Source organism: Emergencia sp. JLR.KK010, assembly GCF_037018265.1.
In the GTDB taxonomy this organism is placed as follows: domain Bacteria; phylum Bacillota; class Clostridia; order Peptostreptococcales; family Anaerovoracaceae; genus Senimuribacter; species Senimuribacter intestinalis.
On record NZ_CP143550.1, the window covers coordinates 1,968,278 to 1,994,117 of the forward strand.

27 protein-coding genes and 1 riboswitch are annotated in these 25,840 nt (G+C 43.3%); of the genes, 19 read left to right on the forward strand and 8 right to left on the reverse strand.

Annotated elements, in window-relative coordinates; all coding sequences use genetic code 11:
* Window positions 1–18: 18 nt before the first annotated feature.
* Both V1225_RS09425 and V1225_RS09430 read left to right on the forward strand, forming a co-directional pair.
* Window positions 19–1,368, forward strand: a complete 1,350-nt coding sequence (locus V1225_RS09425) for a hypothetical protein (protein ID WP_161907514.1) — start codon at window positions 19–21, stop codon at window positions 1,366–1,368.
* A gap of 130 nt (window positions 1,369–1,498) precedes the next feature.
* Window positions 1,499–1,630, forward strand: coding sequence for a hypothetical protein (locus tag V1225_RS09430; RefSeq protein ID WP_279261703.1), 132 nt, complete (start codon window positions 1,499–1,501; stop codon window positions 1,628–1,630).
* 687 nt (window positions 1,631–2,317) lie between these two features.
* On the opposite strand, the gene V1225_RS09435 is transcribed toward V1225_RS09430, so the two are convergent.
* Window positions 2,318–2,812, reverse strand: coding sequence for an SEC-C metal-binding domain-containing protein (locus tag V1225_RS09435; protein WP_338546249.1), 495 nt, complete (start codon window positions 2,810–2,812; stop codon window positions 2,318–2,320).
* A 28-nt stretch (window positions 2,813–2,840) separates the two neighbouring features.
* On the reverse strand, window positions 2,841–3,806 hold the full coding sequence (locus V1225_RS09440; RefSeq protein ID WP_160202672.1) for a homoserine dehydrogenase: 966 nt from the start codon (window positions 3,804–3,806) through the stop codon (window positions 2,841–2,843).
* Window positions 3,807–3,917: 111 nt separating this feature from the next.
* Here V1225_RS09440 and trmL point away from each other — a divergent pair, with 111 nt between their 5' ends.
* The 9 genes from trmL to V1225_RS09485 all read left to right on the forward strand — a co-directional run bounded on the left by trmL (window position 3,918) and on the right by V1225_RS09485 (window position 12,813).
* Window positions 3,918–4,391, forward strand: a complete 474-nt coding sequence (gene trmL / locus V1225_RS09445) for a tRNA (uridine(34)/cytosine(34)/5-carboxymethylaminomethyluridine(34)-2'-O)-methyltransferase TrmL (RefSeq protein ID WP_161907509.1) — start codon at window positions 3,918–3,920, stop codon at window positions 4,389–4,391.
* A 97-nt stretch (window positions 4,392–4,488) separates the two neighbouring features.
* A complete protein-coding gene (gene rpoN, locus V1225_RS09450; RefSeq protein WP_160202670.1) occupies window positions 4,489–5,850 on the forward strand; it encodes an RNA polymerase factor sigma-54 in 1,362 nt (453 codons plus the stop codon).
* Window positions 5,851–6,029: 179 nt separating this feature from the next.
* A complete protein-coding gene (gap, locus tag V1225_RS09455) occupies window positions 6,030–7,049 on the forward strand; it encodes a type I glyceraldehyde-3-phosphate dehydrogenase (protein WP_160202669.1) in 1,020 nt (339 codons plus the stop codon).
* 11 nt (window positions 7,050–7,060) lie between these two features.
* On the forward strand, window positions 7,061–8,245 hold the full coding sequence (locus V1225_RS09460) for a phosphoglycerate kinase (RefSeq protein WP_160202668.1): 1,185 nt from the start codon (window positions 7,061–7,063) through the stop codon (window positions 8,243–8,245).
* Window positions 8,246–8,317: 72 nt separating this feature from the next.
* A complete protein-coding gene (tpiA, locus tag V1225_RS09465) occupies window positions 8,318–9,067 on the forward strand; it encodes a triose-phosphate isomerase (protein WP_160202667.1) in 750 nt (249 codons plus the stop codon).
* A 70-nt stretch (window positions 9,068–9,137) separates the two neighbouring features.
* On the forward strand, window positions 9,138–9,371 hold the full coding sequence (gene secG / locus V1225_RS09470; RefSeq protein ID WP_160202666.1) for a preprotein translocase subunit SecG: 234 nt from the start codon (window positions 9,138–9,140) through the stop codon (window positions 9,369–9,371).
* Window positions 9,372–9,475: 104 nt separating this feature from the next.
* Window positions 9,476–11,491: a sodium-translocating pyrophosphatase gene (locus V1225_RS09475; RefSeq protein WP_160202665.1), complete on the forward strand. Its 2,016-nt coding sequence runs from the start codon at window positions 9,476–9,478 to the stop codon at window positions 11,489–11,491.
* Between the two features lie 312 nt (window positions 11,492–11,803).
* Complete coding sequence (gene ybaK, locus V1225_RS09480) at window positions 11,804–12,298, forward strand: Cys-tRNA(Pro) deacylase (RefSeq protein ID WP_160202664.1); 495 nt, start codon at window positions 11,804–11,806, stop codon at window positions 12,296–12,298.
* An 11-nt stretch (window positions 12,299–12,309) separates the two neighbouring features.
* Entirely contained in the window at window positions 12,310–12,813 is a 504-nt protein-coding gene (locus V1225_RS09485) for a GNAT family protein (protein WP_160202663.1), read from the forward strand.
* Between the two features lie 174 nt (window positions 12,814–12,987).
* Here V1225_RS09485 and V1225_RS09490 read toward each other — a convergent pair whose 3' ends face one another.
* From V1225_RS09490 to V1225_RS09500, 3 genes are all read right to left on the reverse strand, one after another.
* Window positions 12,988–14,325 carry an IS4 family transposase gene (locus V1225_RS09490; RefSeq protein WP_338546076.1) on the reverse strand — a complete coding sequence of 446 codons (1,338 nt, stop codon included), beginning with the start codon at window positions 14,323–14,325 and terminating at the stop codon, window positions 12,988–12,990.
* 198 nt (window positions 14,326–14,523) lie between these two features.
* Complete coding sequence (locus V1225_RS09495) at window positions 14,524–14,835, reverse strand: AzlD domain-containing protein (protein WP_160202662.1); 312 nt, start codon at window positions 14,833–14,835, stop codon at window positions 14,524–14,526.
* Window positions 14,832–15,548, reverse strand: coding sequence for an AzlC family ABC transporter permease (locus tag V1225_RS09500; protein ID WP_160202661.1), 717 nt, complete (start codon window positions 15,546–15,548; stop codon window positions 14,832–14,834). The genes V1225_RS09495 and V1225_RS09500 overlap by 4 nt, the downstream gene beginning before the upstream one ends.
* A 194-nt stretch (window positions 15,549–15,742) precedes the next feature.
* Between V1225_RS09500 and V1225_RS09505 the strand changes: the two genes are divergently transcribed.
* The 3 genes from V1225_RS09505 to V1225_RS09515 are packed head-to-tail and all read left to right on the forward strand — an operon-like array spanning window position 15,743 to window position 18,547.
* Complete coding sequence (locus V1225_RS09505) at window positions 15,743–16,783, forward strand: glycosyltransferase (RefSeq protein ID WP_338546256.1); 1,041 nt, start codon at window positions 15,743–15,745, stop codon at window positions 16,781–16,783.
* Window positions 16,780–17,520: a polysaccharide deacetylase family protein gene (locus V1225_RS09510; RefSeq protein WP_160202660.1), complete on the forward strand. Its 741-nt coding sequence runs from the start codon at window positions 16,780–16,782 to the stop codon at window positions 17,518–17,520. Before V1225_RS09505 ends, V1225_RS09510 begins: the two co-directional genes overlap by 4 nt.
* Window positions 17,510–18,547: a lysylphosphatidylglycerol synthase transmembrane domain-containing protein gene (locus V1225_RS09515; protein WP_160202659.1), complete on the forward strand. Its 1,038-nt coding sequence runs from the start codon at window positions 17,510–17,512 to the stop codon at window positions 18,545–18,547. The genes V1225_RS09510 and V1225_RS09515 overlap by 11 nt, the downstream gene beginning before the upstream one ends.
* A gap of 33 nt (window positions 18,548–18,580) precedes the next feature.
* On the opposite strand, the gene V1225_RS09520 is transcribed toward V1225_RS09515, so the two are convergent.
* The 3 genes from V1225_RS09520 to V1225_RS09530 form a co-directional block, all read right to left on the reverse strand.
* The gene (locus V1225_RS09520) at window positions 18,581–19,357 is read right to left on the reverse strand and encodes an enoyl-CoA hydratase-related protein (protein ID WP_160202658.1); all 777 of its coding nucleotides are present in this window, start codon (window positions 19,355–19,357) and stop codon (window positions 18,581–18,583) included.
* 56 nt (window positions 19,358–19,413) lie between these two features.
* Window positions 19,414–20,064, reverse strand: coding sequence for an energy-coupled thiamine transporter ThiT (gene thiT, locus V1225_RS09525; RefSeq protein WP_160202657.1), 651 nt, complete (start codon window positions 20,062–20,064; stop codon window positions 19,414–19,416).
* A gap of 52 nt (window positions 20,065–20,116) precedes the next feature.
* Window positions 20,117–20,228, reverse strand: a riboswitch (TPP riboswitch).
* Window positions 20,229–20,272: 44 nt separating this feature from the next.
* A complete protein-coding gene (locus V1225_RS09530) occupies window positions 20,273–20,890 on the reverse strand; it encodes a thiamine diphosphokinase (protein WP_160202656.1) in 618 nt (205 codons plus the stop codon).
* A gap of 81 nt (window positions 20,891–20,971) precedes the next feature.
* Here V1225_RS09530 and V1225_RS09535 point away from each other — a divergent pair, with 81 nt between their 5' ends.
* From V1225_RS09535 to V1225_RS09555, 5 genes are all read left to right on the forward strand, one after another.
* Complete coding sequence (locus tag V1225_RS09535) at window positions 20,972–21,733, forward strand: DUF975 family protein (protein ID WP_160202655.1); 762 nt, start codon at window positions 20,972–20,974, stop codon at window positions 21,731–21,733.
* Window positions 21,734–21,840: 107 nt separating this feature from the next.
* Window positions 21,841–22,953 (forward strand): ATPase, encoded by a 1,113-nt coding sequence (locus V1225_RS09540; RefSeq protein ID WP_160202654.1) that lies wholly within the window; start codon window positions 21,841–21,843, stop codon window positions 22,951–22,953.
* 110 nt (window positions 22,954–23,063) lie between these two features.
* Window positions 23,064–23,747, forward strand: coding sequence for a response regulator transcription factor (locus V1225_RS09545; RefSeq protein ID WP_160202653.1), 684 nt, complete (start codon window positions 23,064–23,066; stop codon window positions 23,745–23,747).
* On the forward strand, window positions 23,737–25,017 hold the full coding sequence (locus V1225_RS09550; RefSeq protein ID WP_160202652.1) for a HAMP domain-containing sensor histidine kinase: 1,281 nt from the start codon (window positions 23,737–23,739) through the stop codon (window positions 25,015–25,017). The genes V1225_RS09545 and V1225_RS09550 overlap by 11 nt, the downstream gene beginning before the upstream one ends.
* Window positions 25,018–25,078: 61 nt before the next feature.
* Window positions 25,079–25,840: an ABC transporter ATP-binding protein gene (locus tag V1225_RS09555; protein WP_338546260.1), complete on the forward strand. Its 762-nt coding sequence runs from the start codon at window positions 25,079–25,081 to the stop codon at window positions 25,838–25,840.

A 25,840-nucleotide genomic window follows, 5' to 3' on the forward strand; every position in this document is an offset into this window, starting at 1 on the left:
GGACAGAAAGGACAAGCTATGAAAAAAAGAGCCTTGGCTTTACTTTTGACATGTACCATGATGCTGAGTGTGTCATTTATATTGCAGCCGCAAGAAGCTGTAGCTGACTCAGGTACAGGGTATGCAGGACAGGATTGTACTGCAAACGAGACCGCCTCTTCCACCATTGACTATGCCATGAGTAAGTACAAGCACCTGAGCACTTTTCCAAAGAGTGGAGAATGCTGGGGGTTTGCTGAGACTATCAACGGACTTTTGGCAGCGCAAAACGATGTTAACTATTTTACAGGACTAAAGAATACCCAGAAGAATTTCCTAAAAAAATGTCTTGGTGTTAAAGCGGGCACGCATATTCGTTTTTGCAATACCAGACAGTTTGACAGTTGGTCTGGTCATTCCGTGGTGCTTTTAAAGGTGACGGAAGATTATATTTATTGGGCTGACAATAATTATGACAGAGCCAATACGGTGCAGTATTACAGTGGCACTATCGATGATTTTTTCTCGATGTATGGACAGTATAGCTATCTGACTATGGTGAAAAAACCAGTTAAGTACAAAACTTATGCAGCCCCAACGGTATCTTCAATGCGAGATATGGAAGCTGGCGGAATTCGGTTGACATGGCTGAAGACCACTAATACAACCCGCTACGATGTGTACCGAAGCTACAATAAAACCGGAACTTATAAGCGCATTGGAAAGACAGAGGACAGGGTTTTTCTTGATCGTTCTGTGGACATGGGACAAAAAGCTTACTACAAAATTAAAGCGGTCAAAACCAGTGGCAGCCAATACAGCAATATCGTATCAAACACGCTGAAGCTGGCGACACCTGTAGTTACCATAGAAAACAATCAGGCGGAAAGTAAGATTACACTGTCTTGGGGACAGGTAGCTAAAGCAGATTGCTATAAAGTCTATCGTAAAATTGGAACGGACAGAGAAAAACTGGTAAAGACTACTACAAATCTGACCTATACTGCAAGGGTAAGCAATATCGAAGGTATCTGCCGGTACCGTGTAAAGGCGGTTTATGCTGGAAACAGTAGCGGGAATTCAGCTTACTCCAAAGCTGTTTATGTAGATATACAGCTGCAGCCGCCAACTGGTTTTTCCGGAGTGCTTCACGATGATGAGAATGGATCCGTTACGTTGTCATGGAATGAAGTAAAAGGCGCAGACTGTTATGAGCTCTACTGCAGCAGAACGATAAACGGTCCTTATTGGCTTGAGGCAACGATTAAAGAGGAGACAACATATTTTGATTCGCTGAGAAAACCGGGGCAGCAGTACTACTACTTCCTCATTGCAAGAAATTCTGTAACCAGCACGAGCAGTCAGCCGTGCGATCCGATTTTGATTTAACATGATTGGAGCTGTCTCAAAATAAAATGAGACAGCTTTTGTTTTGATTTTCGACCAGAGCGCCGGCTTGAAGCAGTTAGTCAGGCAAATTCGTGTACGGGAGTAAACCTGGCAGAAAGAGAATTAAGATATGCCGATGATTTACCCCGTGCCAATTTTGAACTTGATTTCTGTATACATGGCGCGGACCTTTGAGAAAGTGCCAGGTAGAAAAGCTTTTTTAGAAAAAATGGCGGCGGCAGAAAGAAATGCAGACAGATAGTCGGAAAAACTTTAGCATCCTACAGTAAAATATCAAAAAAGTGGGTATTAGGCGGCAGGTGCGCGCCAGTTTTTTATGAAAATGAATCCCAATATGGCGTTTGGCGGATGGCTGACGCCATGTATACAAAAAAACGCTTAGAAGATGGCGTTTTTCATGGGGTGAACGCCGGATATCCAAAAAAATCTTGAGATTATGGCGCGCCGGATTCTACGCAGCAAAAACTACCGTATGATTACTAGTTACAAAATAATATGACGCCCCATGGGGCGTCTATTTGACTTAAATGGTGGAAATAAAGAACAGGCGGTCTCAATCAATGAGACCGCCCGCTTTGTAAGGTCATTGTCAGAGGACAACAAGGTTCCCGGGCACCCACCCGAAGCTTTGCTTCGTGGAAGGGTGGGGTTGTTATTGTTAGAGGACAACAAGGTTCCCGGGCACCCGCCCGAAGCTTTGCTTCGTGGAAGGGTGGGGTTGTTATTGTCAGAGGACAACAAGGTTCCCGGGCACCCACCCGAAGCTTTGCTTCGTGGAAGGGTGGGGTTGTTATTGTCAGAGGACAACAAGGTTCCCGGGCACCCGCCCGAAGCTTTGCTTCGTGGGAGGGTGGGGTTGTTATTGTCAGAGGACAACAAGGTTCCCGGGCACCCACCCGAAGCTTTGCTTCGTGGGAGGGTGGGGTTCTTATTTACCGCAGCATTTCTTGTATTTCTTGCCACTACCGCAAGGACAAGGGTCGTTTCTGCCCGGCTTCTTTTCGACACGAACAGTCTTTGAACGCTTGAACTCTTTTACGCTTTCTATTCTTTTTTCTTCGGTGAGCACGCCGTCCCACTGCTGCAGGCTAAACAAGTAGTCGGCTTCAGCTTTCAGCATGTTGAAGAAGAGTTTTTCAAAGTCGATGTCGAGGTCGATGACAGTGTCGTCAGTGACAGACTCTAAATCCATTTCCTTGTTTAAGCTGGAATTGATACCGTCTAAAAATCCGACAAAGATAGTCTTGTTGCATTCAAATTTTTCAACCAGCTCAGCTACGGTGCCGGAAAGGTGCTCTGTATGGTTTTCTAAAATATGAGAGTATAACTTGGTTTCTGTCTCTGCATATTCTTTCCAGAAGGCCTCAAAGGTGTCTTCTGTCTGATTGTCAATCAGCTCTTGCCAGTCCTGATATAAGCTCATGGGTGATTCCTCCTTTATAAACGTTTTCTTACAGTTCTTTTGCAATGGCTAAGATATCGCCTACGATTGCGCTGCCTGTTGGAAGGGCGCCTGCGCCTTTTCCATAAAACATCACTTCGTCAACGGCGTTGCCGGTTACATAGATTGCGTTAAACTCGTTGGATACGCCGGCAAGCGGGTGAGAGTTTTCGATTTCCATAGGCTTTACACTGTATTCGAGTGTATCGCCGGTTTTCTTTGCGTGGGCAATCAGTTTGATTTTGCAGCCTTTTTCCTTGGCAGCGTTGATATCGTCCATAGTGATTTTGCTGATACCCACGGTAGGAATTTCGGCAGGCGGTACGTATTTGTCGAACGCAAGAGCCATCAGGATAGAAAGCTTGTTGGCTACATCAATACCTTCAACATCAGCAGTTGGGTCAGCCTCTGCAAAGCCTTTTGCCTGGGCATCTTTGAGTACGTCGTTGTAATCAAGACCGAGGTCGGTCATTTTTGTCATGATATAGTTGGTAGTGCCGTTTAAGATGCCCATGACTTCTGTAAACTCGTTGCCTGCAAGAGCTTCTGTAATTGCAGTCAGGGCAGGGATACCACCGCCGACGCTGGCTTCAAATCTGAAACCTACGCCGTTTTCTTTTGCAGCTTTGTGCAGCTTGTCAAAGTTAGCTGCGACAGCAGCTTTGTTCGGCGTAACAACGCCTTTGCCGTTTTCCATGGCAGTCAGCATGAAAGTAGTGGACGGCTCGATACCACCCAGAGATTCTACCACAATATCAATGTCAGGATTCTTTAAAATATCGTCAGGATTCTGTGTAGCCTGGCTTTCTTCGAGTCCAAGCGCCTTTACACGTTCCATATTCTTTTCTAAGACCTTTACGACCTCAATGGTGCGGTCGATTCTTTTTTCGATTAATGCCTTGTTTGTCTGCAGGATTTCGTAAGTGCCGCCACCTACGGTACCCAGACCGAGTATTCCGATTTTTACTGTTTTCATAACAGCCTCCTTGTACAAAATTTCCATTGCTAAAAATTATATAACAAAAAAGCAATTTTGTCTTTATATTTCTGCAAAAAAGATTTATGATGTAAGGACGGAGGTTTTTTTATGGCATTACACATTGTACTGGTGGAACCGGAGATTCCGCCTAATACCGGAAATATTGCAAGAAGCTGTGCTGCAACAGGCACGGTTTTACATTTAGTGAAACCTTTAGGGTTTTCTATAGACGATAAGGCGGTGAGAAGAGCAGGTCTTGATTACTGGCCTTATGTAAAGCTGGAAATTCACGAAAGCTTACATGATTTTATGGAAAAGTATTCTAAGGATCATACTATGTATCTGGCGACTACGAAAGGCGGACATCTTTATACTAATGTAACATATAAAGATGAAGATATGATTTTGTTCGGCAGAGAAACTGCCGGTCTTCCAAGAGATTTCATCAAAGAACACGAGGACACGGCAGTGCGCATTCCTATGAGTGAAGACACCAGATTGCGTTCTTTCAATCTTTCCAACTCAGCGAACATTATTTTGTTTGAAGCACTTCGCCAGCTAGGATTTCCTGAACTTGCGTAGGAGTTTTGGTGCAAAAAAGTTGCTGCATAGAAAAACAGTAATTCCCTTGAAAAGAACTGGCTCAATGTGGTATACTATTTGCATAGGAGATGGGTAAATGAAACTTGGTTACGAATTAACAATTGAACAGACTCAGAAGCTCTCCATGACACCAGAGCTGATTCAGGCCATCCAGATTTTGCAGTTTAACAACCAGGAGCTTTCAGATTATGTGCAGAACGAACTTTTGGAGAATCCCGTATTAGAAGCGGAGAAGTCCTACGATGCACAGGAAGTTGACATCAGAGAAAAAATCAGAGAAGCGGACTACGAAGAAGAGAGTTTTCGTCAGTGGGAGTACAGACCTGATGACGATGATGATTATACTTATGAGCAATATGTATATGAAGAAGATACATTAACCGACTATTTGATGAGTCAGCTGCAGTTTTCCAGGCTGACAGGTCAGATGGCGACAATCGGACGATATATTATAGAAGTCATTGACGACAATGGCTATTTAACTATGTCCGTGGAAGAGATATCCAAGGCAGTTGGTGCGGATATTGATACAGTGGAAGAAGTGCTGAATTTTATTCAGACCTTCGATCCCTGCGGTGTAGCAGCGAGAAATTTGCGGGAGTGTCTGATCATCCAATTTGCTGCCAAGGGACTTTTGACCGATGAGATTGAATATATCATTGAGAACATGCTGGAGGAATTGGCAGATAATAAGATTGCTTACATTGCAAAGACGATTGGCATTAAAAATCAGGAAGTACAGCAGATCGCTGATTTAATCAAGACCATGGAACCAAAACCCGGCAGAGTTTTTTCTTCTGGCGAAGCGACCAGATATGTGGTGCCGGACATCATTGTCGAGAAAGTAAACGATGAGTATCAGGTGATGAACAACGATACCAGCATGCCGAAATTGATGGTGAGTTCTTATTATAATAAATTATCGGCGGAAGCGAAGCAGGATGAGGAACTGAACAAATACCTGACCGACCGGTTCAATGCGGCGGTATGGCTGATCAAGAGCATAGAGCAGCGGAAACAGACCATATATAACGTGGCCAGCGCTGTTGTTAAGTATCAGCAGGATTTCTTCGATAACGGAGAGAAATCGCTGAAAACCCTGACGCTGAAGCAGATTGCAGAGGATGTTGGCGTACACGAGTCTACTGTCAGCAGATCCATCAATGGAAAATATATGCAGAGCCCTCGCGGCGTTTTCGAACTCAAGTATTTTTTCTCCAGCGGGGTTTCAGGCGAAGATGGCACGGGTGTTTCATCCAACAGCGTAAAGTCCATCATCAAAGAGATTATCGCAGGAGAGAATCCGCAGAAACCTTACAGTGATCAGGATATGGTTGAGATATTAAAAAATAAGGGAATTGATATATCCCGAAGAACTGTTGCAAAGTATAGGGAGGGCATGAATATCCTGTCTTCCTCCAAGCGGCGCAGGTTCTAATGGCACTTGCCCCCCCAATTTCTGAAAGAAATTGAAGGGAATGCCTTATGCTATAAATTCCCAAGAGAGCGAGATTGTTAAACGATGCTCGATTGGTAGAATTTAGTCGTATAATGGCGCTTGCCCCAATGCATTTGACATACTTTAATTTGATATAAAGAGAGTTATGGAGGTAAATTATGGCAATTAAAGTTGGTATTAGTGGATTCGGAAGAATCGGCAGAGTGGTGATCAGAGCTGCAATGGACATGCCTGAAATTGAAATCGCAGGCATTAACGTTCGTAATGCAGACATCGATTACCTGATTTATATGTTGAAATATGATACGACATTTGGTCGTTTTCCTAAGAGTTTAGATAAATATGAGGAAGGTATCATCATTGATGGCAAGAAAGTTCCTGTATTCAGCGAATCAGAAGCGAAGAACATTCCTTGGGACAGATGCGGCGCAGAATACATAGTAGAAGCGACAGGTGCTTATACTACAACAGAGAAGGCACTTGACCATGTAAAGGCGGGCGCGAAGAAGGTTATCATATCTGCACCGGCAAAGGATAAGACTACGCCTACATTTGTTTACGGTGTTAATACAGATGAATATACCAGCGATATGCAGGTTGTTTCCAACGCATCCTGTACTACCAACTGTTTAGCGCCGCTTTGCAAAGTTCTGGAAGATAACTTTGGTATTGAACAGGGACTAATGTCGACAATTCACTCTGCAACAGCAAAACAGAAAGTAGTAGATGCTCGTTCCATGAAAGACTGGAGAACTGGCAGAAGTGTATTTGGAAACGTGATTCCATCCACTACAGGCGCTGCTAAAGCAGTAGGGCTGGTTATTCCGTCTTTGGCAGGTAAGATGACAGGTATTTCCTATAGAGTGCCGACTGCTGATGTTTCTGTAATCGACCTGAATGTAGTACTGAAAAAATCCGCATCCTACGATGCGATTTGCAGAGCTGTTAAGAAGGCGTCAGAAACTTATCTCCACGGCGTTATTGAGTATGTGGATGATGAAGTTGTTTCCGGAGATTTTGTCGGTGATCCGCATACTTCTATCTTCGATGCGAGAGAGGGTATCGAACTCAACGACAAGTTCTTCAAATTAATTGCGTTCTATGACAATGAGTATGGATATTCCAGCAAAACTTTAGAGCTGATTAAACATATGTACGAGGTAGATCACGCAAAGTAAAGAGGCTAAATATGAAAAAAACCATTAGAGACATTGCGCTCAAAGGAAAAAAAGTAATTGTAAGATGTGATTTCAACGTTCCCCAGAAGGACGGTGTCATCACAGATGATAACAGAATCAAAGCAGCACTGCCGACAATCACTTATCTTAGAGAGCAGGGCGCTAAAGTGATTCTCATGTCCCATCTGGGAAGACCGAAAGGTGAGCCGAAGATGGAATTTACACTGAAACCTGTAGCAGACAGATTAGCAGAACTGCTGGACTGCGAAGTGAAGTTTCAGAGCTGCCCTGAAGTGGTGTGCGACACCATCAGAGACATGGCGGCTTCCTTAGAAGAAGGTGAAGTTATGCTTCTTGAAAATGTTCGTTTCCGCAAAGAAGAGACGGACAATGGAGCAGAATTTGCCAAAGAACTGGCTGATCTTGGAGAAATTTTTGTTCAGGAAGCCTTTGGAACAGCGCACAGAGCGCATGCTTCTACAGCAGGTATTGCGGACTATCTTCCTGCAGTATCAGGATTCCTCATCGAAAAGGAGGTCAAGTTCCTTGGAGATGCGCTTGAAAATCCTAGCAGACCTTTCGTTGCCATCATGGGTGGCGCCAAAGTAGGAGACAAAATTCCTGTCATTGAAAATCTGCTGAAGAAAGTCGATACGCTGATTATTGGCGGCGGTATGTCCTATACTTTCTTTAAAGCAATGGGACTGGAGATCGGAACTTCCATTTTAGATGAAGCGAATATAAATCTTGCAGCGGAGCTGATTGAAAAGGCTAAGTCGGCAGGTGTAGAACTGCTGCTTCCTGTCGATGTTGTCTGCGCTAAGGAATTTGCCAATGAAACAGAGACAAAAATTACAGACAGGGATGGGATTCCTTCTGACATGATGGGACTTGATATCGGACCAGCAACGGTTCGCCTTTATGGTAAAGTGCTGAGAGAAGCGAAGACCATCGTATGGAACGGACCTGTCGGCGTTTTTGAAATGCCGACCTTTGAAAAGGGAACTAAGGCAATTGCTGAGATTCTGGCAGAGAGTGATGCTGTGACAATTATTGGCGGCGGAGATTCTGCAGCGGCAGCAGAGCAGTTTGGACTTGCGGACAAGATGAGCCACATTTCCACAGGCGGCGGCGCATCGTTGGAATTTTTGGAAGGAAAAGTACTTCCGGGCATTGCCGTCATTGAAGAAAAATAATAATTTATTGTAATCTTACATGCAGTGGAGAAGTCTCCTCTGCATGTTTTATAGGAATAGGAAGGAATAAAGATGAGAATTCCACTAATTGCAGGAAACTGGAAAATGTATAAAACCACAGAAGAAGCGCTTGCTTTTGCAAAGGAACTGAAAACAATGTATGGAGATACTGACGTAAAAGCTGCAATTTGTGCACCATATACGCAGCTTGCGGCATTGGTACAGGCTTTTTCTGGAAGCGGAATCGGTGTCGGTGCTCAGAATGTTCATTTTGAAGAAGAAGGTGCATTTACTGGAGAAGTTTCACTAAATATGCTCAAGGAAATTGGTGTAGATTACTGTATTGTAGGTCATTCGGAAAGACGTCAGTACTTTGGAGAAACTGATGAGACGGTAAATTTGAAACTGAAGAAAATCCTAACCGATAGTGAAATCACGCCGATTTTATGCGTTGGCGAGGATTTGGCACAGAGAGACGCTGGGATCGAACAGGAAGTTGTATGTGCGCAGATAGAAAAGGCTTTTGCAGAAATTTCTGCAGAGGATGCTGCTAAAGTGGTGGTAGCCTATGAACCAATCTGGGCAATCGGTACCGGCAGAACCGCAAGTCCCCAGCAGGCAGGAGAAATGTGCGCATGGATCAGAAAGTCTATCGAAGGTCTTTACGATGTAGATACCTGTGATAAAGTGATTATCCAGTACGGAGGCAGCGTAAAGCCTGAAAATGCAACGGAAATTATGGATATGGACGAGATTGACGGCGCGCTGGTTGGCGGGGCTAGTCTGGATTCGTCTAAATTTATGGAGATTGTCAACTTTTAGCAGGAAAACACTTGATTTTTCGTGGTTCTTATGATAAAGTTAAATGGTTAAATTTAAAGGAGGGAATAAGATGAAGATCGCTCTTATGGCATTACTGGCAATTGCAAGTATCGTTCTGATTTTAAGTGTTCTTCTGCAGTCTGGTAACAGCGATGGTTTATCCGGTTCTATTGCAGGCGGTGCAGAACAGCTTTTCGGAAAGAAAAAGGGCAGAGGATACGAAGCAATCTTAAGCAAGATTACAGTCGTATGCGCTGTGTTATTTATCGTGCTTTCACTTGCTATTGTTTCAATGTTTAGTTAATAATTTAATTTAAAATATTTGTTTGGTTTTATAAGAGGCGCGTGCATATGCGGTGCCTCTTTAAACGCGTTATAAACCAGACAAGAAAATGGAGGTATTATATTATGAATTGGATTGTACCAATCGCGGCTGCGGTCGGACTGTTGGTAGCCTTCTGCTTGTCCTCCTGGATCAGCAAATCTGACGAAGGTACTGACAGAATGAAGGAAATCGCAGGATACATCAGAGAAGGTGCTATGGCTTTCTTAAAGAGAGAATACAAGACCATGGTTATCGTAATTGCTGTGCTGTTCCTGCTCATCGGATTTGGCCTGCAAAGCTGGATTACTGCAGGACTGTACCTAATTGGTGCGCTGCTGTCTGTACTGGCAGGTTTCTTCGGTATGAACGTGGCAACCAAAGGTAACGTAAGAACTGCATGGGCTGCCAAAGAAGCAGGTATGCCAAAAGCGCTGAAGATTGCATTCAGATCTGGCGCTGTTATGGGTCTTTGCGTATCCGGTCTTGGACTTTTCGGTCTTGGCGTAGTGTTCTGCGTACTGGATCTTGCAACTGTTACAGAATGTATCACAGGCTTCGGTCTGGGCGCTTCGTCTATGGCGCTGTTCGGAAGAGTAGGCGGCGGTATCTATACCAAAGCTGCTGACGTAGGTGCTGACCTTGTTGGTAAGGTAGAGGCAGGTATCCCTGAAGATGACCCGCGTAACCCTGCCGTTATCGCTGATAACGTAGGCGACAACGTAGGTGATGTTGCTGGTATGGGTTCCGACCTGTTCGAATCTTATGTAGGTTCTATTATTTCTGCTATTACTTTGGCTTCCGTTGCTGTTGCCAATGCACCAGAAACTGCAATGTTCTCTGAAACAACTGCTGCACTGTTCCCGCTGCTGCTTTCTGCAGTAGGTATCATTGCTTCTGTACTGGGAATTCTGATGGTAAGAGGCAGCGAGGGTTCCAACCCTGCAAATGCCTTGAACATGGGTACTTACATCAGTGGTATCATTGTAATCGTTGCTTCTCTGGTTATGAGTAAGTATATGCTGGGTGATTTCACTTATGCATTTGCAATTATTGCAGGTCTGGTTGCAGGTATTGCAATTGGTAAGATTACAGAAGTTTACACTTCCGGCGATTACGGTTCCGTTAAGAAAATTGCTGAACAGTCTCAGACAGGTGCTGCTACTACTATTATCAGCGGTCTGGGCGTTGGTATGATGTCCACTCTGTGGCCAATTATCATGATTTGTGTAGCTACTTTCGTAGCATATATGTTTGCAGGTGTTTATGGTATCGCACTGGCAGCTGTAGGTATGCTGTCCACAGCAGGTATGACTGTAGCAGTTGACGCTTACGGTCCTGTATCCGATAACGCTGGCGGTATCGCAGAAATGTCTGAACTTCCACACGAAGTTAGAGAAATCACCGACAAATTAGACGCTGTAGGCAACACTACCGCTGCAATCGGTAAAGGTTTTGCTATCGGTTCTGCTGCTCTGACTGCACTGGCTCTGTTTGTATCCTATGCAGAAGTAGCAGGCATTTCCGAAGTAGGAATTAACCTGCTGAACCCAATCGTAATTATTGGTCTGTTCCTGGGTGCTATGCTGCCGTTCCTGTTCTCTGCTATGACAATGAACTCTGTAGGTAAAGCAGCTAACCAGATGATTGAAGAAGTTAGAAGACAGTTCAGAGAAGACAAAGGCATCATGGAAGGCACTTCCAAGCCTGACTATGCTAGATGCGTAGATATCTCCACTGGTGCTGCTCTGAAAGAAATGGTTATGCCAGGTCTGATGGCAATCATTGCGCCTTTAGCAGTTGGATTTATTTTAGGTGCTGAAGCTCTTGCAGGTATGCTGGGCGGTGCACTGTCTGCAGGTGTACTTCTTGCAATCATGATGTCCAACGCAGGCGGCGCATGGGATAACGCTAAGAAATATATCGAAGAAGGAAATTACGGCGGTAAGGGAAGCGAACCTCACAAGGCTGCTGTTGTAGGCGACACTGTAGGTGACCCGTTCAAAGATACTTCCGGTCCTTCCATCAACATCTTGATTAAGCTGATGACAATTGTATCCGTAGTATTCGCACCAATGTTTGGCGCTGGATTACTGGGCTAATCAGTATCATTGATGAAAACTGCATCGCACTGCACGGGAAACCTGCAGTGCGATGTTTTAATTTCGGTGTTAAAATGAAAAAATGTTAGCTGTAAATTTCAGCACTTGTTGCAATGTATTTTATTTCCAGTTTTCATCTTTTCTTCAAACGATTTTCAAAATCTCGATTTTGTCCGCAAAAAGAAACCATTTTTGGCAGTTTTGAAAACCCAACAGAGTTTTTATGAAAACTGGAAGATATATTCAAAGTTATTGTCACTTTGTCGTTCCTGTGATAGAATAATATGGATTTCATTAAAAAAGGATACAGACATGGCAAAGAAAGAAAAAGAGCCAAAAACCAATGCGGTACGCATGGTGGCGGCGAAAGGGATTGCTTATCAGCTACATACTTATGAAGCGCCGGAGGGCTTTTTAGATGGTGTTTCAGTGGCAGAGCAGGTAGGACAGAATCCTGATATGGTATTTAAGACTCTGGTTCTCGTAGGACATAGTAGACAGAATTACGTCTGTGTGATTCCTGTGGCATGTGAACTGGATCTAAAGAAGGCGGCGAAGCATTTTGGAGAAAAGAATATCGAAATGATTCATGCGAGAGATATTACGAAAATTACCGGTTATATCAAAGGTGGCTGCTCTCCGGTCGGTATGAAGAAATTATTTCCGACTGCTATTGACGAAAGGGCGAAGAATCATCAGAGGATTTGCGTCAGTGGCGGTAAGGTAGGACTGCAGATAGAGCTTTCACCGGTTGATTTGGCAGAATTAGTTGGTGCACAGTTCACCCATTTAACGAGAGAAGAATAAGGAGGCTGCTTATGAATATCAGAAAAGCCGCTGAGACGGATTTTATAGAGATTTTGGATATCTATGCCTATGCCAGAAATTTCATGTCGGAAAACGGAAATCCAACCCAGTGGGCGATTTGGGGTTACCCCGAAAAAGAACTTTTGGAGGGAGATATGAAAAGGGGCAATCTTTACGTCATGGAAGATGGAGGCAGTATCTGTGGCGTATTTGCTTTTATTATAGGTGCTGATCCGACCTACGACAGAATTGACGGCGGTCAGTGGCTAAACGACAGAGCCTACGGAACCATTCACAGAATCGCAGGAAACGGCACGGTGAAAGGGCTGTTGCAGCAGTGTGTGGATTTCGGATTTACCTTGATTGACAATATTCGTATTGATACCCACGAGGACAACAAAATTATGCAGCATTTGATTCAGAAGTGTGGTTTTACTTACTGCGGAATCATTTCTTCGAAAGATGGATCGCCAAGACTTGCATATCAGATGGCAAAGGAAAACCCCGGCACATAGGAAATCAATGGCATTAAGTTAAGGGATTTAAAGAGAAGTTAGTATTGTTCGCGATATTAACTTCTCTTTTTTTCCTTTGATTCAAGCTGATAAATTGTTTTTTTGTAGATTTAAAAACGCAACAAATAGACAAGAGCGTTCCCTTGTCAAAAAAATAATGTATATTTCAAAAATCTATGCTATTCTATACATGAAACTTATTGCCTGTTTGGCTTTCATTTCACGAGGCCTTGAACGTCCAGGCCGAATGGGCGTTATATATCTTGCAATAAGTGATTCAATATTAGGTGGGATATTTATACTAAGCAGGAATTCACGGCATATATGTACTGCGACAGAAAAATTAACTTTATATTCATACTTTCTGTCTTTCTTTTCAATGACTACGTGCGAGGTAATCAATTCTGAAAAGTTATACATGATTAACCGTGCAAAGATTTCTTGAAGTATGTATTCCACCTTTTTTGAATGAAAATGAAGCAGTCCTACTGTATATTTCAAATCTCTAAATGAAGTTTCAATTCCCCACCGCATGCCATACAGTTGTTTCAGAGTATCCGCAGGGAATTCATCAGTATCCAGATTAGTTACTACAACTTCGTAATAATCCTCTGATATTGGAAAGCGTACAATGCGAAATGGCAAATTATAAAGTACTGCAGGATCAGATTTTCTGCTCTTAACAGGCAGATAGTCAAATGGTTTATTATGCGCGATTCTCCGATAGTGATTTCTCTGCTCAAAAAGCTTTTTCATTTCATTAGTCTGTTTCCGAGTTAATTTTAAATCGATATACTCATCGAATTCCTCAGTATCCGGCAGCTCCAAGCCATGCAGAATACCGGATGAATATTGATTAAAATCTTTCACCCGTATTAGATAAAACCATCCTTTTTCTTGGATATGAGCCATGTTGTTATATGCCTCATATCCTCTGTCTGCAATCACAATTACATTTCCCTGCAGAGCGGATCTGTCCACCATTTCAGTCAACGCTTTGTTTTCACCGGCTTCTTTGCGTTTGAAAACGACTGCATCCTCATAAGTGTGAGATTTCAGATTATATAAAGCATTCAAATGCAGCAGATTATAAGGTTTTACACCTTCTGCTATTTGAAAAAGTGAGTCTTTATCGTTTAGATTAGTTGCGATTTGAATATCTGAACCATCAACAGCCAAGAGTTTATATCCTTTATAATTATCATTACTATAAGTTGCTGCTGTAAAATCGTGGAAAAGCGACGCAAATGCTTTAGGAAGTATTTTCTTACGCTGCTGGACAAAAGCAGATGATGTTGCTGTATTTAAGCCATAGCCAAACTGCCGTAAAAGTTCATTTGATAAAGATGCTCCCTCCATTGTCAATAACGAAAGAATCATTTTCTCATATGGTATTTTTCTGTTTCTGGAAAAATCTGTTTTGGGGTTAGAAACAAGGCCTGTTAAATCCTGTTTCTGCTTATTAATAATGTCCATAATCAAATTTTTTAGTTCCAGTGAAGTCCTATTCATGCGGTATCCTCCTTGTAAAAAGATGTTATCTAATTACAAGGGCCGCTTTAGCTGCCTCTAAAATATTCAGCAGCTAAAGCGGCCGCATTTTTTTGTTCATATGTCAATACTTATTCTCAAAAAAATCCCACACCACATTTTCTGTGATGTGAGATTTTCTTAACTTAATGCCATTGCATAGGAAATGCCGGGGCTTTTTTATAAGAAAAGTTCCACCAGATACACTGCTGCACAGGATGCCAGAGCAACCGTGAAGAGATTGCCGGAAAACCACGCTACGATAACGGCAACGGCAAAGGCGACCATCCCTGAAATTAAGCTGCTGGTTGCCGTGATGATAGCTGGAAACGCCATGACAGCCAGTGTCACATACGGCACATAGTATAAGAAAGATCTGATAAAGGTGTTGGTAATCTCTTTTTGGATCAGCGTGAGCGGCAGGGCGCGGATTGCATAAATGGTAGCAGCCGCAACCAAAAGATAGATATATGTATTCTGTTCGAAGTTCATGACTGCACCTCCTCAGTAGTGTTGACCGGCTTGATGATTGCCGCGGCTGCTGCAATCACCAGGGTGAGAATGATAATTCTGGTGCCGGAAGAAATCTCTGATAGAACCGGCAGAAAGGTAAAAGCACAGCTTCCTGCCATGGAAGCCAAAACTACCAATGCGATGGCTTTGTCGTTTTTTGAGGCTGGAATCACCACTGCCAGGAACATACCATAAAGCGCTACGCTGAGTGCGCTTGCAAGACTGACAGGCAGGATATTGCCGACCAGAGCGCCGAGAATAGTTCCAAGTACCCAGCCTGGAGAAGCAACTGTGGCAGCACCTAGAGGATAATATGGATTCAGTTCTCCCTTGATTGATGCAGAAATACCGAAAATTTCGTCTGTTACAAAATAGGACAGCAGCAGCCTTTTGGGCAGGGAAGTGTTCGGATTAATCTTCTGTGACATGCTGCAGGACATGAGAAAATATCGGATATTAATAACCAGCTGCGTGATAATCATGGCAATATAGCCTGACTGACCTGCAATGACTGTTAATACTGCAAATTCACCTGCAGAAGCGTGCATCAGAAAAGACATCAGACCAGCCTGAAAAGCATTGATGCCCATTGATTTTGCCGCAATTCCCAGTGTAAAACCTACCGCAAAGTAACCAAGTGCGATAGGGGTACCATCTTTTAAACCTTTTAAATATTGTTTTTTATTGTTCATACGTTTTTTATCGCCTCATTGTAAAAATTCGTCTTGTTCTATTGTAATCTATCTGATTTACTTAGTAAACCCAATTTTTTCCCAATGTAAGAATTTCGTAATAAAAACATTAATGAATCTTAATTTCCTATTCATTGGCAGTTAAGATTTATGTTGTACTATGGTAGTATCATAAATCAAAAGAGGTAGAGGATATGAACATTCTAATTTTGACAGGACGATTCGGCATGGGGCATGTTAAAGCTGCCGAAGCAATCAAAGAACAGATTTTACAAGAAAACAGAGATGCAAAGGTAACGACGATTGATTTTATCGACTATATGTTTCCTGTACTCAGTAAAACGATTTATCAGGGGTTTAATTTTATGGTAAGCCGTTGCTCGGGACTTTATAATGCGATGAATAAGGCAGCAGGAAAGAATAGTGGGGTGCCGCTGAAGCTGACTTTTACCAGAAAAATTGACAGACTCATAGAGGAACATAATGCGGATGCTATCGTGGTAGCATTTCCTGTATGTTCCCAGTATATTTCCTCTTACAAGAAAATGAGACAGTGCAGTATACCGCTTTATACCTATATCACGGACATTACTGCGCATGAGGAGTGGATTGCACCGAAAACAGACAAGTACTTTGTTGGGGATATATCGACGAAAAATGCGTTGCTTTCTAAAGGGGTCAGCGAAGAGAAGATTGAAATCACAGGCATCCCGGTAAGACAATGTTTTTATCAGGAGTACGAAAAACAGAATACCGGCAAGAAAGAGGTGCTCATCATGGGTGGAGGCCTAGGGCTTATACCGTCTTCGGAGGATTTCCTGGAAAAGCTATCAAAGTGTCGTGATATAAAAGTAACTGTAATCACAGGAAAAAACGAGAAACTGAAGCGGGAACTTGAGAAAAAATTCCCAGCAATTGAAGTCATTGGGTATACACAAGAAGTTAACCGCTATATGCAGCGGGCGGATTTGATTATTACGAAGGCAGGCGGTATTACGACCTTTGAAGCAATTGCGACAAAGACACCTCTTTATATTATAAAACCATTTCTTGAACAGGAGTTTGGCAATGCTAAGTATATTGAAGATCATAACATTGGCAGGGTTTTATGGGACACCTATGCCGATGAAGCAGAAGATATTTTACAGCTGCTCAGACATGACAGACTGCTGGAGACAATGAAGAAAAATATGCAGGAAATAGGAAAAGGATTTAGTAAAGGGTTGATTGCATGAAAAAGAAATTATTAATAACGACATTGCTAGGAATGGGAATTGCAGCAGGCTACAGCTATATACCGTCGCAGCTTGGAAAAGTGCAACAGAGGCTTAAGCAGAACGCAGAAGATGCAATTCAGTCCCTGGCAATACGAGAAAAGGTGCTTTATTTGACTTTCGATGATGGTCCGCATTCTGCGTATACAGGAAAATTACTGGATTTACTGGCAGAGTATGAAATAAAAGCGACTTTCTTTGTAGTAGGAAAATTTGCGGAGGATAATTCTGATCTCGTCTTGCGAATGGCACAGGAAGGGCACACTGTGGGAATCCATTCTCTGGAGCATAAAAGTGCAATGATACAGACACCATCTTATACCCGCTGGGATTTTAAGAAGAGCCTGGAAATCATGGAGGATTTGGGCATTGACGTAAAATACTACAGACCGCCTTGGGGACACGTCAACTGGTCTACCTTGCAGCAGATTAAAAGTCACGGTCTGCAAAAGGTTCTTTGGGACGTGATGGTCGGTGACTGGGAGGAAGACTCTGATGAAGAACAAATGCAGTACCGGCTGCTAAAGCACGCATCGCCGGGGAGTACTATCTGTCTCCACGACGGCAGAGGCGATGGAGCAGTACAAAACGATGCACCTCTTCGCATGATTGAGACGTTAAAGAAAACCATTCCCCTTTGGCTGGAAGAAGGGTACAGATTTGAAACCATAGATGAGAAGTATAGACATGAAAATTAGCTTTATAAAATTATGCAAAAACGGCGGCTTATTTCTGATACTATTATTGCTGACTTTTTACAGTATCTTTCGGGAAACACAGCCGTCACAGATTTTGTCAGCTGTATCAGGGGCAGATATAAAGTATCTATTGCTGGCGATCTGTGCTATGGGGATTTTTCTTCTCGGAGAGGGACTGAACATTGGACGTTGTCTGCAGCTTTTTGAAAAGAACAGGTCTGTGCTTTGCGGCATCAAATATGCTGTTTGCGGATTCTTTGGAAGTTCTGTGACGCCGTCTGCTTCCGGTGGACAGCCGCTGCAGCTTTATTTTATGCACAGGGACGGCGTAAATCTGTCCCATGGAACGCTGGCGCTGCTCTTTGAACTGCTCAGCTATCAGATTGTAACCATTGTGTTAGCTGTACTTGGTTTTTTTGCTGTGCAGGATACAATTTCGGCGTCCATGGGGGATATGAAGGTATTGCTGTTTTTTGGAGTTGGCCTCAATGCGGTTGCGATGATAGTACTAATCTGTGCAATTTTTTGTGGACAGGTGGCTGAAAAGATAGTTAGTTTATTTGTAAAGTTTGCAAAGAAATGCAGTGAGGAAAGGGGAGCACGTCTGGAAGAAACCCTGACCAGCGCGCTGCAGGAATATCAAAGGAGTGCGGTTTTCTTAAAGCAGAATAAAAACATTTTTGTTAAGACCCTGGTAACGACAGTTGTACAGATGATAGCTATGTACAGCATTCCTTACTGGATTTATTTAAGCTTAGGCTTGTCAGGATATTCGGCTGTAACTGTGATTTTCTTGCAGGCGGTGCTTTTTGCTTCTGTATCTGCACTGCCGCTGCCGGGCGCTATGGGAGTCAGCGAAGGGGCATTTTCTATCCTGTTTCAAACTCTATTTACAGGAGGGCTGCTGCCGGGTGCTATGTTGCTCTCAAGAAGCATGAGTTTTTATCTGCCACTTGCGGTCAGCGGAATTTGCACGATGATTTTGCTGGTAGGTGTTAAAAAGTGCACCATTAGACCTGAAATTTAGGCTATTGGTGCACTTTTTATCTTCTTGCGAAATTTATTTATTCTTAAATTCCGGTGCTCTCTTTTCCAGGAAAGCAGCCATGCCTTCTGTCTTGTCTTCGGAGCCAAAGGCAGCGGTGAAGGTTTCGATTTCAAATTTGCTTGCGGATTTCATATCCATATCGTAACCGTTGTTGATAGCGGTTTTAGCAGTTGCGATAGCGATAGGAGCCTTAGAAGCGATGGTTTTAGCAACTTTTTCGGCTTCTGCAATTAATTCCTCAGGTGCGGAGATTTTCTCAACCAAACCGATTCTATACGCTTCAGAAGCAGGAATCATTTCAGCGGTCATAATCAGGTATTTTGCCATGCCTTTGCCGACCAGTCTAGCAAGTCTCTGTGTGCCGCCAAAGCCTGGGATAATGCCAAGGCCAACTTCCGGCTGACCGAATTTTGCTTTTTCGGAAGCGATTCTGATGTCACATGCCATGGCGAGTTCACAGCCGCCGCCGAGAGCAAATCCGTTGACTGCAGCGATTACAGGCTTTTCGATGTTTTCAATCAGGTTCATTACTTTGTGACCCATAATCATCATCTGGCGACCTTCCAAGGCAGTGAGCTGGTGCATCTGCGCAATATCAGCGCCTGCAACAAAGGCTTTGCCTTCGCCAGTTAAAATAACTGCCAGAACGTCTTTATCTGTTTCAATTTTGGTGAAAGCGTCATAAAGCTCAGTAAGTACATCCATGTTCAGCGCGTTCATTGCTTTCGGTCTGTTAATGGTAACGTAAGCAATATTTTCTTTTATTTCGTATTTGATGTTCTCGTACATGTTTTTTCTCCTTCTTACATATATAGAAAAATAGTCCTTGTTAATAATATAACACTTTATAAGCTCTTTTTCAACCCTTCAAAAGCGTTCTTCACAGGAGAAAGTGAAATAATTATCAATGTCAGGATTCCTTCAGCGGCAAGATAGGTGAAATTATACCATAAAGACCAAGTAACCGCGTTAAATCCTTCAGGTGCATAGCTGCCGAAGAAGACAATGCCGGAGAGGGCTGCACAGATATAACGCACGAAGAGTCCCAGCACGTAGCCTTTTGCAAGACCGTTTTTCTTATCCTTAAATACGCCGGCAAGTCCCAGAGCGCCGAAAGCGAAGGGATAATCCACAAGAAGCTGCACGGGGTGAATGACGTAAGGGCTGAACAGCAGATTCAAAAGTCCCACGACAAAGCCACAGATGACGCCTCGGCGGGTCCCCAGAAAATAGCCGCAGAGGGCGAGGGGAAGCATGGAAAATACCGTAACCGTTCCGCCAAATGGCATTTCAAAGAGTTTCAGCTGTCCAAGCCCCAGTGCCAGCGCAGCGAGCAGGGCAGAAATCGTCAGTGCCTTTGCATCAGGCTTTTGTGATTTGTTTTCCCGTTCTTCCTTGGACGGAATTAGAATCAAAGCAAAAAATACGACAATCACGGCAATGATGATAACGTGACCAATGGTGGATTCAAAGAATCCCTGCATGTTTTTGAACATAAAAAATACCTCCATCTTGTAAATGATTGGAGGGGAACTGAACCTGGCATATGTGATATAATCAATGCTTCCCTACGGCAGTACTAACTGCATCAGGTGTTGAGGGTCTGGCTGCGCCCGAAGGCTGACAGTCATTCTCAGCAAAAGCTCCCCTAGCGAATACAATAATAAGGATAGTGCGATTTTTCCATTTTGTCAATGGTTAATTTTACAGGTCTTTGGACAGAATAATGAGAAGCATGCCGTCCGTAAAAGAAACTGTAGCAGAATCACAGATAATTTCATTGCTAACACCTAAAGTGGTTTTATTCGTCAGGTGGTGATTCGTTAGTGGATATTTGACACCGCGGAGGGTGACATTTTTTGCATCGTCTCCGTAGCTGATAATACCCAGATAGGTATAGGCGTTTTTTGGAACCGTGTAAGTGCCGGGCGCAACCATAAAGAGGTAATTTTGTCCATCAATAAGGCTAAGACGAATGGTTGTGCCGCAAAATTTTGCAAGCATGCCGATATTGCCCATGGTATGGTCAAAGCGGCCTCCAAGCCCGCCGAGGAGGGTAATATCTTTATAACCTTTGGAAACTGCCAGATCAATGGCAGCTTCGCTATCGGTCATATCCTTTTCCATGGGAAGCTTGATGACATCGCCAGAAGGTACGTTCATGGAATCGTAGTCGCCGATGAGAAAGTCAGGAGAAAGCCCCAGTTTTTGGGCAATAAGCAGACCGCCGTCGGCACAGATAATCTTATTAAACTCAGAAAAATCAACGGTCAGACTATCTGCGTGTTCAAGGTGTGAAGTAATAATTAAGGTTTTTTCCATAGGAATTCTCCGATTTCAATTGTATTTATTCTACAGATATTATATAATATTTTTATCGAGTTTAAAATAAGGAGTTTTTATATGTACAATATTATTGTAAGAGAAACCAGTTCTGAAATTCGTGCTATTGCGCGCAGCTCTCTGAAAGGCTGCTGGCCTCAGGTGGCAATCGGTGTGTTTTTGTACTATGTAATGACAATGACAATTCCGGTTCTTTTAGGCTATCTAATGCCTTTTGCATCCTACAATTACTATAATACGTTTTTTGAACAATCCATTAGTCTTTCTTATGTAGCCAGACTGTATAATCTAGTGCTGACCGGCGCCTTTGAGCTGGGACTTTGCAGTTTTATGATTGGATTTTTCCGCAGAAAGGAAAGCAATCCAGCAGGCATTTTCAATGGATTTGAGAACTTTCCAAAGGCTTTTTGTCTGTTTGTCGTACAGAATATCTTCATTGCCCTGTGGGCGTTGCTTTTGGTAGTTCCAGGAATTATTGCGGCAATTCGTTACAGTCAGGCATTCTATGTTCTTGCTGATCATCCAGACAAGGGTGTTATGGAATGTATCGAGGAGAGCAAACGTATGATGAATGGCAACAAGGGCAAGTTTTTCTGCCTGATGCTGTCCTTTATCGGCTGGGCAATTCTGGCCGCAATTCCGAGCGCATTTATGCCAATAATTCCTGGCATAGTTGGCGAAATTATTGATTTGGTATATTCTATTCCAGTTTTCTTTATGCTGACATATCTTTACGTCACACGAGTGGTATTTTACGATTTAGCCAGTGGTCATCTGGTTGCAAAGTCAGAGCCTTCGCCGGAAGATAGCTATTACTTCTAATAATGATTATAAAGAGCGCTTTCTTAGGAAGGCGCTTTTTCAGTTGGAACAAGTGACAAGGGTTCCTTCATATGATAGAGAATCAGAAATAGATTGGAGGAATTACATTGTCTATCATACGTCACTATTTCCCTGGCAATAATACGCCAGAGGGATTTTTCTCTTACTACGGATACATTCTTGGACAGCGTGAGGCAAGCCGTATCGTTTGCATTAAAGGCGGTCCCGGCACAGGAAAATCTACTTTTTTAAAGAAGGTGGGCAAAAGACTTTCGGAAGCGGGGGAAAGTGTAGATTTTCTGCATTGCTCTGCAGACGATAATTCCCTGGACGGAATCATTCTGCCAGATAGAAAAATCGCTTTTGTGGACGGTACCAGCCCTCATGTTATAGATCCCATTACGCCGGGAGCTGTTGATTACATCATTAACTTCGGAGAATTCTGGAACGACAAGAAAATCGCAGACTGCAAGGAGGACATCATCCGCTATAACGAAGAATGCTCCGGATGGTACAAAATCGCTTATAATTATCTGGCGGCAGCAAAGAAAATTTACGATAGCATGGCAACCATCTACGATGACGGAATTGAGGTTTCTGAGATTTACAAGTTGGCTGCAGATATCATCGGTCAGGAATATCAGAAATATGATATTTCTTTTAAGTCTGGTGCAGTAAAAAAATTCTTTGCAACGGGTCTCACATGGGAGGGCAGTATTTCCTATCTGAAAACCCTGCTGCAGCAGTCCAAGAAAATCTACCTGATTAACGTACCGGAGGGCTACAGCAATACAAGCTTTATGAACGTGTTGCAGGATGGTGCTGTGTACCGCGGCTTCGACGTGGAAAGCTTCTACTGTCCGATGGATCCTGCCTATAAACTGGAACATCTGCTGGTGCCTGAGCTGGGTCTTGCATTCATCACCACAAACAAGTGGCACGATCTGGAGCCTTGGGAAATCACCGGGGAAGAAGGCACATTGAAAGAAATCACTATGGTGGATATCAGCGATTATCAGAGCACTTACTTCGCTGAAAAGAACGCAGGTATCATCGGGAAACTCTCAAAACTGTACGCTTCTTTGATTCAGGAGGCCATGGATGCGCTGGCAAGAGCCAAGGAGACCCACGATCTTGTAGAGAAGATGTATATTAGAAATATGGATTTTGAGAAAATCGATCAGCTGGTGGAAGACACTGTAGCAGAGATTTTGAAGTAGATGAAAAGGCACTTGCCAGGGTCAGAGGGACCAAAGGCAAGTGCCTTCTTGCTATTCTTTTTCCAAGCGGTTATAATAAGAGCATTCAATAGAGAAAAAGGTGGTAGGACATGCATTACAATTGCTTAATCGTAGACGATGAAAAAATGTTGGCGGACAGCACGGCGGAGTACTTCAATCTCTTCGATGTGAAAACAGAAGCGGTGTACAGCGGCGCTGAATGTTTGGCATTTTTAAGTGAACATACAATTGATTTGCTTCTTTTAGATATCAATCTTGGTGAGTGCAGCGGTTTTTCTTTGTGTAAAGAGCTGCGGGAGACGACGGATATTCCGATCCTGTTTATTTCTGCAAGAAGCAGCGACGATGATAAAATTGCGGCACTTTCCATCGGCGGTGATGACTATATACAGAAGCCTTATTCTCTTGGCGTACTTCTGGCGAAGGTGAAAGCGGTGCTGAAGCGTTACGGCAGAGCGCAAAATACTTGCTACGACGACGGTTATCTTCGTGTTGATTTTACTGCCCGTGAGGTTTTTGCAGGCGGCGAGCCTGTAAAGCTTACTGCTATGGAATTTAAGCTTCTGGTCTATTTGATGGAAAGCAGCGGTACAGTGTCTAAACAAGAGATTTTTGAAAATGTTTGGGAAGACAAATTCACAGGAGACGGCACCCTCAATGTACATATCAGAAAGATTAGAGCTGCAATTGAAAGAGATTCTGCAAATCCTAAATATATTTTGACGGTCTGGGGTGAAGGTTACAAATTTGTGGGGGAAATCAATGAAAAATAGAGCATTTGTCATTTCTCTCATCATCTGTTTTGTAGCGGAATTGGGTATTCTTTTCTTTGCGGCAGGCTCCAGCAAAGATTTTTCTAAGGATAGCGTGGCAGTCAATCGTGTACTGCAGTCTGTGGAGGAGGACTGGACGGATTTGGCTCATCATCAGCAGGCTGAAGGGATGGACTATACAGTCATTGATACAGAAGGTAACGTGCTGTTTCGGACAGCCCATGGAGAAAGCGATACGATACATAAAGCCATCGTACACGGTGACACTATACTTGACGTGGAAATCGACGGCGTTGTTTTGGGAAAGGTGATTATCAAAAATACATCTGCAGAAGTTTTTCAGCGCAATCAGCGGCGCTTAATTTGGGCGCTTTCTGCCGTGATTTTTCTGCAACTTCTAATTTGTCTTGTGTATTTTGCTTATCTTACAAAAGTGGTGATAAAACCTTTTGCGAAACTGAGTGACTTTGCAAAGCAAGTGGCGAAGGGTAACCTGGATATACCGCTGGAAATGGACAGAAGAAATATCTTTGGTGCTTTTACAGAAGCCTTTGATATGATGAGAGTGGAGCTGAAAAAGGCAAGAGAAGCGGAGGCTTTGGCAAATCGCAGCAAAAAGGAACTAGTCGCTGAGCTTTCCCACGATATCAAGACACCAGTAGCTAGTATCAAAGCTGCAGCAGAGGTGGGTGCCGCCCTTGCCGCTGATGAAAAAACGAGAGAGAATTATCTAAGAATTGTTGAAAAAGCTGACCAGATTACGGCTTTGACAAATAATCTCTTGACGGCTACGTTAGAAGAACTTGTGCAGCTTTCTGTTACGCCGGCAGATGTAGAAAGCGGAGCGGTTTTTGGTCTTTTGGCTAGCGCTGATTATCTGCACCGCACCGAAGTTCCAAAGATTCCAGAATGCTTGATTTACGCGGATTTACTGCGGCTGCAGCAGGTTTTTGATAATATCTTTGTCAACGCATATAAATACGCAGATACTGAAATCGAAACCTCTGCAGAAGTTGAGCATAAGCATCTACGCATCGTCATAGAAGACTGTGGCGGCGGGGTTGCGGAAGAGGAACTGCAGACGCTAAAGCAGAAGTTTAAGCGGGGCAGTAATGCGGGCGAGCATTCCGGCGCAGGACTGGGCCTTTATATTGCGGATTATATTATGCAGGAAATGGGCGGAAGTCTGAAGTTAGCAAACGGCGCACAAGGCCTTAAGGTCATCGTGGAGATTGCGCTAAGTGCAAGCGAAGATTTAAGGATTATTTAAGGATTTGCTAAAGACTGTTAAGCAGCTGCAGCGGTAGAATAGAAGCTGAAATGGAGGTTTTATGATGAAAAATATACTGCTGGAGACGGAGAATTTGAGCAAGTCCTTTTCTAATGGAGGAACTTTACAGCACGTTCTTAAAAATATCGACCTGAACCTTTACGAAGGAGATTTTACTGTAATTATGGGTGCCAGCGGCGCAGGTAAATCGACGCTTCTATATGCGCTGTCTGGCATGGATACGCCGACCCTTGGAAAAATTACCTTTAGTAATGAGGATATCTCTCATTTGAATCAGGATCAGCTTGCTGTGTTCAGACGAAAACACTGCGGCTTTGTGTTTCAACAGATTCACCTTATTGACGGTATGACGGTGATGGATAATATTCTTTCTGCGGGTCTTCTTGTGAAGCAGAAGAAACAGGAGCTGGTTGAAAGAGCAAAAAGTTTGTGCAAGCTTGTTGACATTTCTGAGGAAATGCTGCATAAATTTCCTTCCCAGCTTTCAGGCGGTGAGGCTCAGCGGGTTGGAATTGTCAGGGCGCTGATTAATACGCCGGAGATCCTTTTTGCAGACGAGCCTACAGGGGCGCTAAATTCAAAGACCGGTCTTGCGGTGCTAGATCTGTTGACATCCTTTCATGAAAAGGGACAGAGCATTGTGATGGTGACTCACGATATGCGTTCAGCCAGAAGAGGAAATCGAATCCTCTATTTAAAGGATGGTATGATTTTGGGCGAGTGCAATCTTGGTCATTATGTCCATGACGATAAGTCTCGTCATGAAAAACTTGCAGCATTTCTGGAAGAGATGGGGTGGTAG